This is a genomic window from Mycobacterium sp. NGS68 (assembly GCF_059812195.1).
The window spans coordinates 18,895-34,088 of sequence record NZ_JCALCE010000048.1; the positions used below are offsets into that span (position 1 = coordinate 18,895).

General features: G+C 70.7%; 8 protein-coding genes and 1 tRNA gene. 4 read left to right on the forward strand and 5 right to left on the reverse strand.

From position 1 onward, the window contains the following. Nucleotides 1-32 precede the first annotated feature (32 nt). Nucleotides 33-1,829, forward strand: coding sequence for a hypothetical protein (locus AC5Y5V_RS28905; RefSeq protein WP_499942125.1), 1,797 nt, complete (start codon nt 33-35; stop codon nt 1,827-1,829). A gap of 24 nt (nt 1,830-1,853) precedes the next feature. Here AC5Y5V_RS28905 and AC5Y5V_RS28910 read toward each other — a convergent pair whose 3' ends face one another. Continuing rightward, on the reverse strand, nt 1,854-4,598 hold the full coding sequence (locus tag AC5Y5V_RS28910; RefSeq protein WP_499942128.1) for an AAA family ATPase: 2,745 nt from the start codon (nt 4,596-4,598) through the stop codon (nt 1,854-1,856). Nucleotides 4,599-4,798: 200 nt separating this feature from the next. Here AC5Y5V_RS28910 and AC5Y5V_RS28915 point away from each other — a divergent pair, with 200 nt between their 5' ends. Beyond that, complete coding sequence (locus tag AC5Y5V_RS28915) at nt 4,799-5,875, forward strand: class I SAM-dependent methyltransferase (RefSeq protein WP_499942130.1); 1,077 nt, start codon at nt 4,799-4,801, stop codon at nt 5,873-5,875. 18 nt (nt 5,876-5,893) lie between these two features. Beyond that, entirely contained in the window at nt 5,894-8,026 is a 2,133-nt protein-coding gene (locus AC5Y5V_RS28920) for an alpha/beta hydrolase (RefSeq protein WP_499942132.1), read from the forward strand. A 311-nt stretch (nt 8,027-8,337) separates the two neighbouring features. Here the strand turns inward: AC5Y5V_RS28920 and AC5Y5V_RS28925 are convergent. Beyond that, nucleotides 8,338-8,410, reverse strand: a tRNA-Thr gene (locus tag AC5Y5V_RS28925). A gap of 42 nt (nt 8,411-8,452) precedes the next feature. Beyond that, complete coding sequence (locus AC5Y5V_RS28930; RefSeq protein ID WP_499942134.1) at nt 8,453-9,658, reverse strand: DNA polymerase III subunit delta'; 1,206 nt, start codon at nt 9,656-9,658, stop codon at nt 8,453-8,455. An 89-nt stretch (nt 9,659-9,747) separates the two neighbouring features. Between AC5Y5V_RS28930 and AC5Y5V_RS28935 the strand changes: the two genes are divergently transcribed. Next, nucleotides 9,748-11,442, forward strand: a complete 1,695-nt coding sequence (locus AC5Y5V_RS28935; RefSeq protein ID WP_499942147.1) for an adenylate/guanylate cyclase domain-containing protein — start codon at nt 9,748-9,750, stop codon at nt 11,440-11,442. A 47-nt stretch (nt 11,443-11,489) separates the two neighbouring features. On the opposite strand, the gene topA is transcribed toward AC5Y5V_RS28935, so the two are convergent. Together topA and AC5Y5V_RS28945 are read right to left on the reverse strand one after the other, a co-directional pair. Next, nucleotides 11,490-14,303: a type I DNA topoisomerase gene (topA, locus tag AC5Y5V_RS28940; protein ID WP_499942136.1), complete on the reverse strand. Its 2,814-nt coding sequence runs from the start codon at nt 14,301-14,303 to the stop codon at nt 11,490-11,492. 205 nt (nt 14,304-14,508) lie between these two features. Continuing rightward, a complete protein-coding gene (locus AC5Y5V_RS28945) occupies nt 14,509-15,111 on the reverse strand; it encodes a hypothetical protein (RefSeq protein ID WP_499942139.1) in 603 nt (200 codons plus the stop codon). Nucleotides 15,112-15,194 lie beyond the last annotated feature (83 nt).

The following is a 15,194-nucleotide window of genomic DNA, read 5'->3' on the forward strand; positions in this document are numbered from 1 at the left end:
CGGCCCACCATACCGACCGGTAAGAAAGAACCATGCTGACCGCCGCCTCCCGGGTACGTCGGGTTCCCCGGGTTGCCATGGTGGCGGCCGCGCTGGTGGTGGCGCAGCTGGTGATCCGGGCGGTGCTGGCGTTCGACGGCTATTTCTACTGGGATGACCTGATCCTGGTCGGCAAGGCCGGCACCCAGAACCCGCTGTCGCCGTCGTACCTGCTCGACGACCATGACGGCCACCTGATGCCGGGGGCGTTCCTGGTGGCCGGCGCGATCACCCGGCTGGCGCCGCTGAACTGGATCGGGCCGGCGATCAGCCTGGTGGTACTGCAGGTGCTGGCCTCGCTCGCGTTGCTGCGCGCGCTGTACGTGATCCTCGGCTGGCGTCCGGTGCTGCTGATTCCGTTGACGTTTGCCCTGTTCACGCCGATGGCCGTGCCGGCATACGCGTGGTGGGCGGCGGCGCTGAACTCGCTGCCGATGCTGGCGGCGCTGGCCTGGGTGACCGGGGACGCCGTGCTGCTGGCCCGGACCGGCAACCAGCGCTACGCGGCGACGGGCGTGCTGGCCTACCTTGGTGGGCTGCTGTTCTTCGAGAAGGCCGCGGTCATCCCGTTCGTGGCGTTCGCGGTGGTGGCGCTGCTCTACCACGTCGCCGGCGACGGCGCAGCCCTGCGCACCGCGTGGCTGAAGGGGATGCGGCTGTGGGTGTCGTCGCTGATCCTGACCGTCGGCTGGATAGCGCTGTACCTGGCCGTCGTCAACCAGAAGCGCTGGACCGGCGACCTGAGGATGACGTGGGACCTGCTGGCCCGGTCCATCACGCACGGCGTCATGCCGGGCCTGGCCGGGGGGCCGTGGGTGTGGGGCCGCTGGGCTCCTGCGTCGCCGTGGGCCGTGCCCCCGCCGCTGGTGATGGCGCTGGGCTGGCTGGTGTTCGCCGCGGTGCTGGCGGTGTCGTTGGCGCGCAAACAACGGATCGGGCCCGTGTGGCTGACGGCGGTCGGCTACACGGTCGCCTGCCAGGTGCCGATCTACCTGATGCGGTCGTCGCGGTTCACCGCCCTGGAGTTGGCCCAGACGCTGCGATACCTGCCCGACCTGGTCGTCGTGCTGGCGCTGCTGGCCGCCGTGGCGTTCACCGCGCCCAACCGGCCGGCGGCGGGCTGGCTGGACGCCTCGCGCGCCCGTACGGCGGTGACCGTCGTTGCGGCGCTGGCGTTTCTGGTCAGCAGCCTCTATTCGACGGCGACGTTTCTGACCAGCTGGCGCGACAACGTCGCCCAGCCGTACCTGAAGAATGCGCGAGCGGGCCTGGCGGCCGCGCGGGCGACGTCCAACGCGCCGCTGCTGGACCAGGAGGTCGATCCGCTGATACTGGCGCGGATCGTCTACCCCGAGAACCTGGCCAGCCATATGTTCGCCCTGCTGCGGGACAGACCCGAATTCGACACGGCCACAACCAAGCTACGGATGATCGACCGTTCCGGCCGGGTGGTCGACGCGAAGGTGAGCTGGATCCGCACGATCGTGCCGGGGCCGGTCGCGCAATGCGGCTACTTCGTGCAGCAGGACGCGCCGGTACGGATGGCCCTCGACGGCCCGCTGCTGCCGGCCGACTGGACCATCGAGCTCAACTACCTGGCCAACAGCGACGGCTCGGTGACGCTCTCGCTGTCCGAGGGGCCCGAGGTCCGGGTCCCGGTGCACCCGGGACTCAACCGGGTGTTCGCGCGGCTGCCCGGTGCCGGCAATTCGATCACCGCGCAGGTCAACACCGCGGCGCTGTCGCTGTGCATCGCGTCGGGTCCGGTGGGGCTGCTCGAGCCGGCGTGATGGCGCGCCTCGGCAGCCCCGGGGTTAGCGGGTGTCGGCCACGATGGCGCTCAGCTCGCCGCGCGAGCGGATGCCCAGCTTCTGGTAGATGTGCCGCAGGTGGTACTCGACGGTCTTGGGGCTCAGAAACAGCGCGGCCGCGGTCTCTTTCGTGGTCCGCCCGGCGCCCAGCAGCTGCGCGATATGGATCTCCTGCGACGTGAGCGCGGCCAGCTGGTCGTCGCCGCTGCGCCGCGCCCGCTCACCCGTCGCGTCCAGTTCCGACGCGGCCAGATCGGCCCACGGGCGGGCACCGAGTCGCTCGAACTGCCGCAGCGCCGCACGCAGGTGTGGACGCGCGGCCGCCCGGCTCTTGTCGCGGCGCAGCGACGCACCGAAGGCCAGCCGCGTCCGGGCCTCCTCGTACACGTCCAGGCTGCCCTCGTGGAGCTGAATCGCGTTCTCGAACAACGTGTTCCGTTTGTCCGCGTCGGGGTTGACCAGGGCCGTCGCGCGCTGCGCCCGCGCCAGCGCCCAGGGCTGACCCTTCTGCTGCGCCCGGCGCTGGTAGTCGGCGGCCGACGCCGCGGCGCCGACCAGGTCGCCCCGTCGTACCTGGGCTTCCACGAGTTCCGGCCCGGGCGCGAGGTCGACGTCGTTGAACCCGATACGGCTCATGGTTTCGGTTAGCTCCGTGAATCGTTGCACCGCGGCGGCGGCGTCCCCGGCGGCCAGGCTGAGGTCGCCGAGGGCGAACCGGGCCCACAGTTCGGCCAGCACGATCTGATGGCTCGCGGCCAGCGCGAGCGCGTGCTCGCAGTTGCGGCGGCATTCCTCGGCGCGGCCCATCCGGGCCTGCAGCCAGGCCAGCCCGGCCCGTGTGACGGCGAGATCGGTGGTCTGCCCGGTCTCGGTGGCCAGCGTGATGCCCTCGTCGAATTCGCCGAGCGCCGAAGCCCAGCGGTCGGTGGTGGCGTCGTCGCGGCCCATGTGGAAGAGCAGATTGGGCAGCGCGCCCAGCGCGGTCTTGGCCCGCTGTTCGGCGACGACGCGCCCGATCAGTTCCCGCCCGGCCCGCGACTCGCGCAGGAACAGCGGGCCGATCACGGGCAGGTCCGGCCGGCGCGGATCGTCGAAACGCTGGGGGTCCTCGGTCATCGACTCGACCGCGGCGCGAATCCAGTGCATGCCTTGGTGTCCCGCCAGCACCCGCGCCATCCCGACCGCCATCTGCCCGCGGATTCGGGCGACGTCGGACCGGCAGTTGTCCAGCAGCCTTTCGATGCGGTCGGCGGCCGAGGTCGCCGCGGCGGCGTCGCACAGGTAGAAGCAGGCGCTGACGGCGTCGGCGAACAGCCGGACCGCGGCGTCGGGATCGGATCCCGCGGCCCGCTCCGCCGAGCGGGACAGCACCGCGTGCGCGTCGCGCAGCGAACCCGTGCGCAGCGCGAGATTGCCTCGGGTTTCGTCGATTTCCGCCAGCGTCGCGGTGTCCGTGACCAGCCTCTCCGCGGCGCCGAGGAACTCGTCGGCGGTGTCGATGCGACCCGCGAGCCAGGCGGACTCACCCGCCCGGAACAGCCGGAAGCCACGCGGTTCGTGCGCCGTGGTGAGCTCGGCGCTGCGCGCGAGCCCGATCGCCGCGGTGCCGTAAGCCCCCCGCGCGCGGGCGGTTTCGGCCGAGGCGGCCAGCATGTCGGCGACGGTGTCGTCGGGCCCGACGCACGCCTCGCTCAGGTGCCACGAGCGGCGATCGGCCGACGACTCCGGCAATGCCGCCGCCACCGCGCGGTGCGCGGCCCGTCGTTCCTCGGGCGCCGCCACCGAGTAGACCGCGGATCGCACCAGCGGGTGCCGGAACTCGGCGCGTCCGGCCCGAAGCCGCAGCAGCCCAACGCCTTCCGCGTCGGCCAGGGACTCGATGCGGGTGTCGAGCGCGGCGGCGGCGCGTGCGGTCACCGACAGGTCGCCGTCGGCGACGGCGGTCAGCAGCAAGACGCGCTGCGCCGGCTCCGGCAGCGTCGACACCCGCCGGGCGAAGGTGCGGGCGATGGTTTCGGTGACCGGCATCGGCAGCTCGGGCGCTTGGCGGCTGAGGTGGTGCAGGCGATCCGTGTCGCCGGCCAGCTCGATGAGGGCCAGCGGATTGCCCGCGGTCAGCTGATGCAACCGCGCGGTCAGCTCGGCGCCCGCCGTCCCGCCCGCGGCCGCCGCGAGCAACACACCGGCCGCGGCCCGGTCCAGGCCGGCCAACTCCAGCGCCCGCAGGCCCGAGTCGTACAGCAGCGCATCGGGTTCCGGGCGCAGCGATATCAACAACGCGATCGGGTCGGCCACCAGCCGGCGCGCGATGAATAGCACGGCCTCGGCCGACGGCAGGTCCAGCAGGTGCGCGTCGTCGACCAACACCAACAGCGGCCGCTCCTCCGCGAAGCGGCTGATCAGGCTGAGCGCACCCACGCAGACGGCGAATCGCTCCGGCGCCGGGCCGTCGCGCAGCATGAGGGCGACCGCCAGGGCGTCACGCTGCGGTTGCGGGATGCGCCCCAGCAGCGGCAGGGCGGGCGACAGCAACTGCTGCAGGCCTGCGAAGCCCAATCCGGATTCCTGTTCGCTGCCCGAGATGCGCAGCACCCGCATTTCGCCCGCCGCGGCGGCGGTGTCGTCGAGCAGGGCGGTCTTGCCGATGCCGGCCTCGCCGCGCAGCACCAGCACACCGCTCTGGTGCACGCGCGCCGCGGCCAGCATCTCGGCCAGTTGCCGCTGCTCAGATTCGCGGCCGACCAGCATGAATGCGATGGTACGGCGGCGCTCACCACCCCGCCCCCTCCTTCGCGACACTTAAACCACGCACACGACACGCCGTCAGGGGTCGCAGTGGGTTAAGTCTCGGCGCAACTCGCCGCGCAAAAAGCTAGGTGGGGCACCGGATTCGCCGGGGCCCCCGTCGGTGCCACGGTGAGTGCACCTCGACTCAAAGGAGCACCCACATGACAGCACTCGACGACCCCGCGGCACCGCCGGTTGACCCGGACAAGCTGATGGCCTTCGTGTTCCGCGCGGTGGAAGAAGCCGGCGCGGCCCTGAACTGCGCGCTGGTGGTGATGGGCGACAAGCTGGGCTACTACCGCAGCCTGGCCGACCACGGCGCCAGCACCCCGGCCGAGCTGGCCGAGCGCACCGACACCGACGAGCACTACGCCCGCGAGTGGCTCAACGCCCAGGCGGCCGGTTCGTTCGTCACCTACGAACCCGGCACCGGCCGCTACGAGCTGCCGCCCGAGCACGCGGTGGCGCTGACCGACGAATCCAGCCCCGCGTTCGTCGGCGGCCTGTTCCAGATCGCGCACGGCACCAGCACCGACGCCGACCGCATCATCGGCGTCGCCCGCACCGGTGACGGCGTCGGCTGGGGCGACCACAACCCCGACGTGCACGTGGGCTGCGAGCGGTTCTTCCGCCCCACCTACAACGCGTACCTGGTCAACGCCTGGCTGCCCGCGCTCGACGGAGTGGTGGACAAGCTGCGCTCCGGCGCCAAGGTCGCCGACGTCGGCTGTGGGCACGGCGCGTCGACGGTCTTGATGGCCGAGTCGTTCCCGGCCAGCACGTTCCTGGGCATCGACGGGCACGCCGCGTCCATCGCGACGGCACGCGAGCGCGCAGCCGGGCAACCGCACGTCGGCTTCGAAGCCGTAGGGGCGCAGGACCTCCCGACCGGTCCCTATGACCTGGTGACCATGTTCGACTGCCTGCACGACATGGGCGACCCCGTCGGGGCCGCGCGCCGGGTCCGCGACGTGATCGCCGAGGACGGCACCTGGATGATCGTCGAGCCCGCGGCGGGCGACCACGTCGAGGACAACCTCAACCCGATCGGCCGCGCCTTCTACGGCTTTTCGACGTTGCTGTGCACGCCGTCGTCGCTGGCCCAGCCGGTGGGCCTGGCGCTGGGCACCCAGGCGGGTCCGGCGCGGATCAGGGACGTCGTCACCACGGCGGGCTTCACCCGGTTCCGGCTGGCCGCCCAGACCCCCTTCAACAACGTGTTCGAAGTTCGGCCCTGAACGCGCGAAGATGGGCTGATGCGAACCGAGCAACGCCGGGCGCGTCCACCGGACGCGTCCGGCGCCACGGTGCGCGACGGGGTTTCGCTGCACTACGACGTCTACGGTGACGCGCCGGTCACCGTGCTGCTGTTTCCTACCTGGTCGATCGTGGACTCCCGGTTCTGGAAGGCCCAGGTTCCGTTCCTGTCCCGGCACTTTCGGGTGATCACCTTCGACGGCCGCGGGTCCGGGTTGTCCGGACGGCCGCGCGGCACCGCCGCCTTCGCTGATGCGGAGTACGCCGCCGACGCCGTCGCGGTGCTCGACGCGACGGCGACCGACCGCGCCGTCCTGGTCGGATACTCTTGCGGCGCAACGTGGGCCGTGCACGTCGCGGCCTGTCAGCCGGAGCGGGCCCAGGGCGTCTTCGCGATCGGCCCGTCGTGCGGGCTGGCGGTCGCCAAGCCCGAACGCGAGCTGCAGCGCTGGCTGGCCGAAATCGAAAACCCGCGCAGCTGGCAGAAGCACACCCGGCAGTACTGGCGCGACGGGGATGTCCAGGATTTCCGCGAATTCTTTTTCAGGCAACTGTATTCCGACCCGCACTCGACCAAGCAGATCGAAGACTCGGTGCGGTGGTCCGCCGAGACCGACGCCGAAACCTTGATCGACACCACGGCGGCCCGGCTGCATCTGGACGGGCCGCCCGCGGTCTCGACGGAAGAGCTCGCGGGCCGGGTGCGCTGCCCGGTGCACGTCGTACACGGCACCGACGACCGCGTCCGCCATTGGCACGTGGGCGAGGAACTCGCGCGCCTGACGGGTGGGAAGCTGACCCTGTTCGACGGCGCCGGCCATGGCCTGCCGGGACGAAAACCCGTCCAGATCAACACGATGATCCGCGAGTTCGTGGAGTCGGTGACCGCATCGTCCACGCCGCGGCCGCCGCGGGCTCCCTCGGCGCGGCGCAAGCGGGTGCTCTATCTGTCCTCCCCGATCGGACTCGGCCACGCCCGTCGCGACCTGGCGATCGCGGGCGAATTACGCACGGCTCGTTCAGATCTCGACATCAGCTGGCTGTCGCAGGATCCGGTCACCCGGATGTTGGAGGCCGCGGGCGAGCGGGTGCACCCGGCCGCGGCGCATCTGCTCGGCGAGTCGCGACACGTCGAGGCCGAGGCCGGCGAACACGACCTGCACGCGTTCGAGGCGATCCGGCGGATGGACGAGATCATGGTCGCCAACTTCATGCTGTTCAGCGAGATCGTCCGCGACGAGCCCCCCGATCTGGTCATCGCCGACGAGGCCTGGGAGGTCGACTATTTCCTGCACGAGAATCCCGAACTCAAGCGGTTCCCGTTCGCCTGGCTCACCGACTTCGTCGGCTGGCTGCCGATGCCCGACGGCGGCGCACGCGAGGCGGCACTGACCGCCGACTACAACGCCGAGATGATCGAGCATCGCGCGCGCCTGCCCGGCCTGCGTGACGTGTCGGTGTTCGTCGGCGACCCCGACGACGTGGTGTCCCAGGAGTTCGGCCCCGGGTTGCCGGACATCCGCGAGTGGACGCGACAGAACTTCCGGTTCTGCGGCTACGTGACGGACCGGATGCCGGCGTCGGCGCCGGAACGCGCCGCGGTGCGCCGACGGCTGGGACTGGGCGCCGACGACCGGTTCTGCGTCGTCACCGTCGGCGGCACCGCCGTCGGCGAGGCACTGCTGCACCGCGTGCTCGACGCGGCCGCTCTTGCGCGACGACGGGAACCTTCGTTGCGCTTGCTGGTGGTGACCGGACCGCGGATCGACCCAGGTTCGCTGCCGCGGCGGCCCGGCGTGCGGGTGTGCGGTTTCGTGCCCGACCTCACCGAATATCTCGCCGCCTGCGACCTGGCCGTGGTGCAGGGCGGGTTGAGCACCTGCATGGAGCTCACCGCGGCCGGCACCCCGTTCATCTACGTGCCGCTGGAACACCACTTCGAGCAGAACATCCACGTGCGGCACCGGCTCGACCGGTACGGCGCCGGGCGGGCGATGCGCTACGCCGGCGCCTGCGACCCGGACCGCCTGGCCGCCATGATCGTCGAGGAGCTCGGCGCGACGACGAACTTCCGCCCGGTCGAGACGGACGGGGCCGCGCGCGCCGCCGCGATGCTCGCCGAGCTGGTGTAGCTTCGCGGCCGCCGCGCCCCATGCCCATCACATTGACTCTGCGCTGGCTGCGGCCCCCACTCGAACTCTTGCGCAGTACACGCAGACTCAATGCCCGACAGCCGCCGCGCCCCACGCCCATCACATTGACTCTGCGCTGGCTGCGGCCCCCACTCGAACTCTTGCGCAGTACACGCAGACTCAATTCCCGACAGCCGCCGCGCCCCACGCCCATCACATTGACTCTGCGCTGGCTGCGGCCCCCACTCGAAGTCTTGCGCAGTAGACGCAGACTCAACGCGAACAACTGCGCATCGACGCCAAGAAATGAGAGCCGCCTGGGAGAATCGAACTCCCGACCTATTCATTACGAGTGAATCGCTCTACCGACTGAGCTAAGGCGGCCTGCCCTCGCGGGCGGCACGAGTCTACGGCAGGCGGGCGGGCTCACCCAAGTTCCTGGCCAATCGCGGCCACCAGAGCATCGACGGCGAACTTGGGTTTCACGTTGACGGCCAGCGCTTCCCGGCAGCCCAGAACGGCCTCGATGCAGCGCAGCAGCCGGTCCGGCGGGGCGTGGGAAGCCAGCGCGCTGACCCGCTCGGCCATGTCGGGATGGTTGGGCCGAACCGCACGCGCATCGGCAGCGACCAGCAGCGCATCCCGGAAGTATGTCGCCAGGTCGACCAGCGCCCGGTCCAGCGCATCACGCGAGGCCCGCGTCTGGCGTGACTTCTGCCGTCGCTCCAAATCCTTGATCGCCCCGGCGGAGCCGCGCATGGCCGACGCGGCGCCCTTACCGGTCCCGCCCGCCCCCAGCGCCGTCCGCAGCTCCTCGGTCTCGGCCTCGGCGCGGTCGGCGGTCAGCGCCACCGCCTCGGTTTCGGCGGCGGCGACTAGGTCTTCGGCGGCGGCGTAGGCCTTCGCCGGGACGACGGCGTCGCGCACGAGTCCCAGCGCCCGCTCCCGTCGCGCACGGGCCTCGCTGTCGGTGGCCAGCCGCCGAGCCCGGCCCACGTGGCCGCCGCTGACCGACGCCGCCCAGCTCGCCGTCTTGGCGTCCAGGCCGTCGCTGTCGACCAGCACCCGCGCGATCGCCTCGGTCGACGGCGTCACCAGCGCGACGTGCCGGCACCGGGACCGCAGCGTGACCGCGATGTCCTCGGGATCCACCGACGGCGCGCAGAGCAGGAACACCGTCGACGGCGGCGGTTCCTCGACGACCTTGAGCAGCGCGTTCGCGGCGCCCTCGGTCAACCGGTCGGCGTCCTCGATCACGACGATCTGCCGGTGCCCGGTGGTCGGGCGGCGCGAGGCGATCTGGACGATCGCGCGCATCTCGTCCACGCCGATGGACAGCCCGTCGGGAATGACCCGCCGCACGTCGGCGTGGGTGCCGGCCATGGTCGTCGTGCAGGCCCGGCACTCGCCGCAGCCCGGCTCCCCGGCGGAGGTGCACTGCAACGCGGCCGCGAAGCACACCGCCGCGATCGAGCGTCCGGAACCCGGCGGGCCGGTGATCAGCCACGCATGTGTCAGACTCCCGTCGCCCACCGCGCTGTGACCCGAATCACCGCGCGCGGCGCGCGCGGCGGCAAGCAGCTCGGCCTCGACGGTCTCCTGACCTACCAGCCGCGTAAACACTCCGGACATCATCGGCAACAGTAGTGACACCGACCGACAGATACCGATCGGCCACCAATTCGCGACAATTCCGTTATCTTTCGCGGTCTTTCGGCACGATCGCGCGACTTGCCGAGTCGCTTGTAAGTTTCCGACAAGTCCCTGCCGACCGATACGGTGGTTTGGTGGCAACCCAGGCGGCATTGCCCGGGCGGATCAGCGCGTTCGTCCGGTGGGTGGTGCGCACCCCGTGGCCGGTGTTTTCGCTGAGCATGCTGCAGGCCGATATCATCGGCGCCCTCTTCGTGCTCGGCTTCCTGCGCTACGGACTGCCGCCCCAGGACCGCGTCCAGCTGCAGGACCTGCCCATGCTGAACCTGGTCACGGTCATCACTTCGCTGATCGTCATATTCCTCGCCGGCTTCGTGGTGAACCTGAACCTGCTGATGCCGGTCTTCCGCTGGCAGCGGCGTGACAATCTGCTCGCGGAATCCGATCCGGCCGCCAGCGAGGTGGCGCGCACCCGCGCGCTGCGCATGCCCTTCTACCGCACGCTGATCAGCATGGCGTCGTGGGCCATCGGCGGCGCGGTGTTCATCATCGCCAGCTGGTCGGTCGCCCGGTACGCGGCGCCCGTGGTGGCGGTCGCCACCGCGCTGGGTGCCACCGCGACCGCGATCATCGGCTACCTGCAGTCCGAGCGGGTGCTGCGGCCGGTGGCGGTCGCGGCCCTGCGCAGCGGCGTGCCGGAAAGCGTCAAGTCGCCGGGCGTCATCCTGCGGCTGATGCTGAGCTGGACGCTGTCCACGGCCGTGCCGCTGCTGACCATCGTGCTCGCGGTGGTGGCCGACAAGGTCTCCCTGCTGCGCGCCACACCCGAGAAGCTGTTCGATCCGATCCTGCTGCTGGCCCTGGCGGCGCTGGGCATCGGGCTGGTCAGCACCCTGCTGGTGGCCATGTCGATCGCCGATCCGCTGCGTCAGCTGCGCTGGGCGCTGTCGGAGGTGCAGCGCGGCAACTACAACGCGCACATGCAGATCTACGACGCCAGCGAGCTGGGCCTGCTGCAGGCCGGCTTCAACGACATGGTCCGCGACCTGTCCGAGCGGCAGCGGCTGCGCGACCTGTTCGGTCGCTACGTCGGCGAAGACGTCGCGCGCCGCGCCCTGGAGCGCGGCACCGAGCTGGGCGGGCGGGAGCGCGACGTCGCGGTGCTGTTCGTGGACCTGATCGGCTCCACCCAGCTGGCCGCAACCAGGCCGCCCGCCGAGGTCGTCCACCTGCTCAACGAGTTCTTCCGGGTCGTCGTGGACACGGTCGGGCGGCACGGCGGATTCGTCAACAAGTTCCAGGGCGACGCCGCGCTGGCCATCTTCGGGGCGCCGATCGAGCATCCCGACGGCGCCGGCGCCGCGCTCTCGGCCGCGCGTGAGCTGCACGACGAGCTGCTGCCGGTGCTGGGTTCGGCGGAGTTCGGCATCGGGGTCTCGGCGGGCAGGGCGATCGCCGGCCACATCGGCGCGCAGGCCCGCTTCGAGTACACCGTGATCGGCGACCCGGTGAACGAGGCCGCCCGGCTGACCGAGCTGGCCAAGCTCGAGGAAGGCCACGTGCTGGCGTCGGCGATCGCGGTCAGCGGAGCGCTGGACGCCGAGGCGCTGTGCTGGGACGTCGGCGAGGTCGTCGAGCTACGCGGCCGCGCCGCGCCGACGCAGCTGGCCCGCCCGCTGAATCTCGCCGATCCCAGCGAGGTCGTCGCCGGTAAACCCCGTCGCTTCGTTGAGTCTGCGACTACTGCGCAGAAGAGCGAGTAGCAGCCGCCGTCAGCGCAGAGTCAACGCGCCACAGGCAGCCCAACGCACTAGCCGCGCTTGGCGGCCTTCTTCGCCGGTGCCTTACGCGCGGTCGTCTTCTTGGCGGGCGCCTTGCGCGCGGTCTTCTTCGCCGGACCGCGGGCGCGCCGGTCGGCCAGCAGTTCGGAGGCGCGCTCGTCGGTGATCGACAGCACGTCGTCGCCCTTGCGCAGGCTGGCGTTGGTCTCGCCGTCGGTGACATACGGCCCGAACCGGCCGTCCTTGATCACCATCGGCTTGCCCGACGCCGAGTCGGTGCCCAGCTCGCGCAGGGGCGGCGCCGACGCGCTCGTCCGCCCGGAACGCTTGGGCTCCGCGTAGATCTTCAGCGCTTCCTCGAGGGTGATGGTGAACATCTGGTCTTCGGTTGCCAGCGACCGAGAATCGGTGCCGCGCTTCAGGTATGGGCCATATCGGCCGTTCTGCGCGGTGATCTCGTCGCCGGAAGCGGGGTCCACCCCGACCACCCGCGGCAGCGACAGCAGCTTCAGCGCGTCGTCCAGCGTCACGGTCTGCAGGTCCATGCTGCGCAGCAGCGAGCCGGTGCGCGGCTTGGGCCCGGTCGGCTTCTTGCCCTTCTTCGCCGGCGCGGCGGCATCGCCGTCGTCGGGCGGCGGCGGCAGGACCTCGGTCACGTACGGCCCGTAACGGCCGTCCTTGGCGACGATCTCGTGGCCGGTGGCCGGGTCCACACCCAGCACGCGCCCCTCCTGCGGGGTGGCGAACAGCTCCTCGGCCACGTCCAGCGTCAGCTCGTCGGGGGTGATCGCGTCGTTCAGGTTGGCCCGCTGCGGCGTCGGCTCACCGCCGTCACCGGTCACCAGCCGTTCCAGGTAGGGCCCGTTCTTGCCCACCCGAACGTAGATCGGTCGGCCTTGAGCGTCGTCGAACAGCTTGATGGAGTTTACTTCTCGCGCGTCGATGCCTTCGAGGTTGACGCCCACGAGCCGCTTCAGACCGCCGGAGCGGGCCACCGAGTCGGGCACACCGTGGTCGCCGCCGAAGTAGAAGTTGTTGAGCCAGTTGGTCCGTCGCTCGTTGCCGGAAGCGATCTCGTCGAGTTCGTCTTCCATCGCGGCGGTGAAGTCGTAGTCGACCAGCCGACCGAAATGCTGCTCCAGCAACCCGGTTACGGCGAACGCAACCCACGACGGGATCAGCGCGCTGCCCTTCTTGTAGACGTAGCCGCGGTCCTGGATCGTCTTGATGATCGACGAATACGTCGACGGGCGCCCAATCCCCAACTCCTCCAAGGCCTTCACCAGCGACGCCTCGGTGTAACGGGCCGGCGGGTTGGTGGCGTGGCCGTCCGGGGTGAGCTCGACGGCGTCCAGCCGCTGGCCCTCGGAGAGCTGGGGCAACCGGCGTTCCGCGTCGTCGGCTTCGCCGCCGGCGAGCTCGTCGACGGTCTCCACGTACGCCTTGAGGAACCCCGGGAAGGTCAGGGTCCGGCCGCTCGCGGACAAAACCACGGGGCGGCCACCCGATTCACCGTTGATCCGCAGGCTCAGCGTGGTGCCGCGCGCGTCGGCCATCTGCGAGGCCACGGTCCGTTGCCAGATCAGCTCGTAGAGCCGGAACTCGTCGCCGTCGAGCTCGCGGCGCACCGCGTCCGGCGTGGCGAACGCCTCGCCCGCGGGCCGGATGGCCTCGTGCGCCTCCTGGGCGTTCTTGACCTTGCGGGTGAACTGCCGCGGCGACGGCGACACGTACTCCGCGCCGTACAGCTGGCGCGCCTGGGTACGCGCGGCGTTGATCGCCGACTCCGACAACGTCGTGGAGTCGGTACGCATGTAGGTGATGTAGCCGTTCTCGTAGAGCCGCTGGGCGATGCTCATCGTCCGCTCCGACGAGAACCGCAGCTTGCGGCCGGCTTCCTGCTGCAGCGTCGACGTCATGAACGGCGCGTACGGCCGCCGGGTGTAGGGCTTCTCCTCGACGGAAGCGACCGCGAGCTGCGCGCCGCGCAGCCCTTCGGCCAACTCGGTGGCCACGGCCTCGTCGAGCACCACGACCTCGTCGGCCTTGCGCAATTGGCCCAGCGAGTCGAAATCCCGACCGGTGGCCACGCGCAGCCCATCCACGCTGGTCAGGCGGGCGTTGAAGGTGGGCGGCTGGGCCTGCGGGTCGGACACGCTGGCGTCCAGCTTGGCCAGGATGTCCCAGTAGGAGGCACTGCGGAACGCCATCCGGTCGCGTTCGCGTTGCACGATGATGCGGGTGGCCACCGACTGCACCCGGCCCGCCGACAGCTTGGGGGCGACCTTCTTCCACAGCACGGGGCTCACTTCGTAGCCGTACAAGCGGTCCAGGATGCGGCGCGTCTCCTGCGCGTCGACCAGGTCGATGTCGAGGTCGCGGGTGTTGTCGGCGGCCTCGAGGATGGCCGGTTTGGTGATCTCGTGGAAGACCATCCGCTTGACCGGGACGCGCGGTTTGAGCGTCTCCATCAGGTGCCAGGCGATCGCCTCGCCCTCGCGGTCACCATCCGTGGCCAGGTAGAGCTCGTCGACGTCCTTGAGCAGGCCCTTCAGCTCGGTGACGGTGCTCTTCTTCTCGGGACTGATGATGTAGAGCGGCTCGAAGTCGGCGTCGACATTGACCCCGAGGCGGGCCCACGGCTCGGACTTGAACTTTGCGGGCACGTCGGCGGCGGCGCGGGGCAGATCGCGGATGTGGCCCCTGGAGGACTCGACGATGTAGTTGGAACCCAGGTAACCGGCGAGTTTGCGCGCCTTGGTCGGCGACTCGACGATCACCAGTCGCCGGGTGCTCCCGTTTCTGCCGCCACCGCGGGCAGATTTTGTTTCAGGGTCAGCCACCTGCGCCTACGCTCCATCTCCTGTATCGGTTCCCTGGCGGAACCGCCCCGCAGGAAGAATGACAGGTCGGCTCCCGAAATTCCGGCTAATTCCGGTCAACTTCAGGCACGCCGCCGTTCCTTCTACCCGCGGGCAACTGACAATTTCGCACCATTGGGCGCGACTGCGCAAACCGACCGGCCCCGACCTGGGCACTCGCGGACCGTCAAACCCGCGGCCACTGCGCTAACGCGTCCGCCCCGTCGGGCGGTTCCCCCACGTTCTCTACCAGGCGCGATAGTCGTCGTCGGCCGCTGATCCGCAGCGCCGGGCGGGCGCCGCGGGTGCCGATCAACGTGGGTGCAATGCCGACCCGCATCAGAGCCGACGCCAGGGGCGAGTGCGTGTCCGGCGCGTGCGGGTCCAGGCCCAGCAGATAACGGTCGGCGTCCGGGCTGCCGGCCGCCAGCGTCCAGGCCCGCAGCTCCCGCGGCCCGGGCAGCCAGCGCGGGGGCACCGTCTTGACCGCGCCGCGCGTCCACTCGGCCGCGATCGTGCGCAACGAGGGGCTCTCCGCCGTCCGGACCAACGGGGTGTCCTCATCGGTGCGGCTGATTTCGGGTACCAGCCCGGCCTCGCGGATCATCTCGGCCAGCGCCTCGGCCCGCCAGAGTTGATCCACGACCACCGAGAGCCGGGCCCCCTGGGCGGCGCCCTGAACGGCTCCCCTGCCGAGCAGGACGATCTGCCCTGTGGCCGCCAGCACCCCGGAAAGATCGGCGACCGCGGGCGGTACCGACTCTGCGGTGAAGAAGGAAAGCTGGCTCACGTCACCGACAGTAGGCCAGGGGGGCTACCGACGCCCTGAGGCTTGGCGCGAGCAGACGTAAAAGCCCCCTATCGGGCTCGCCA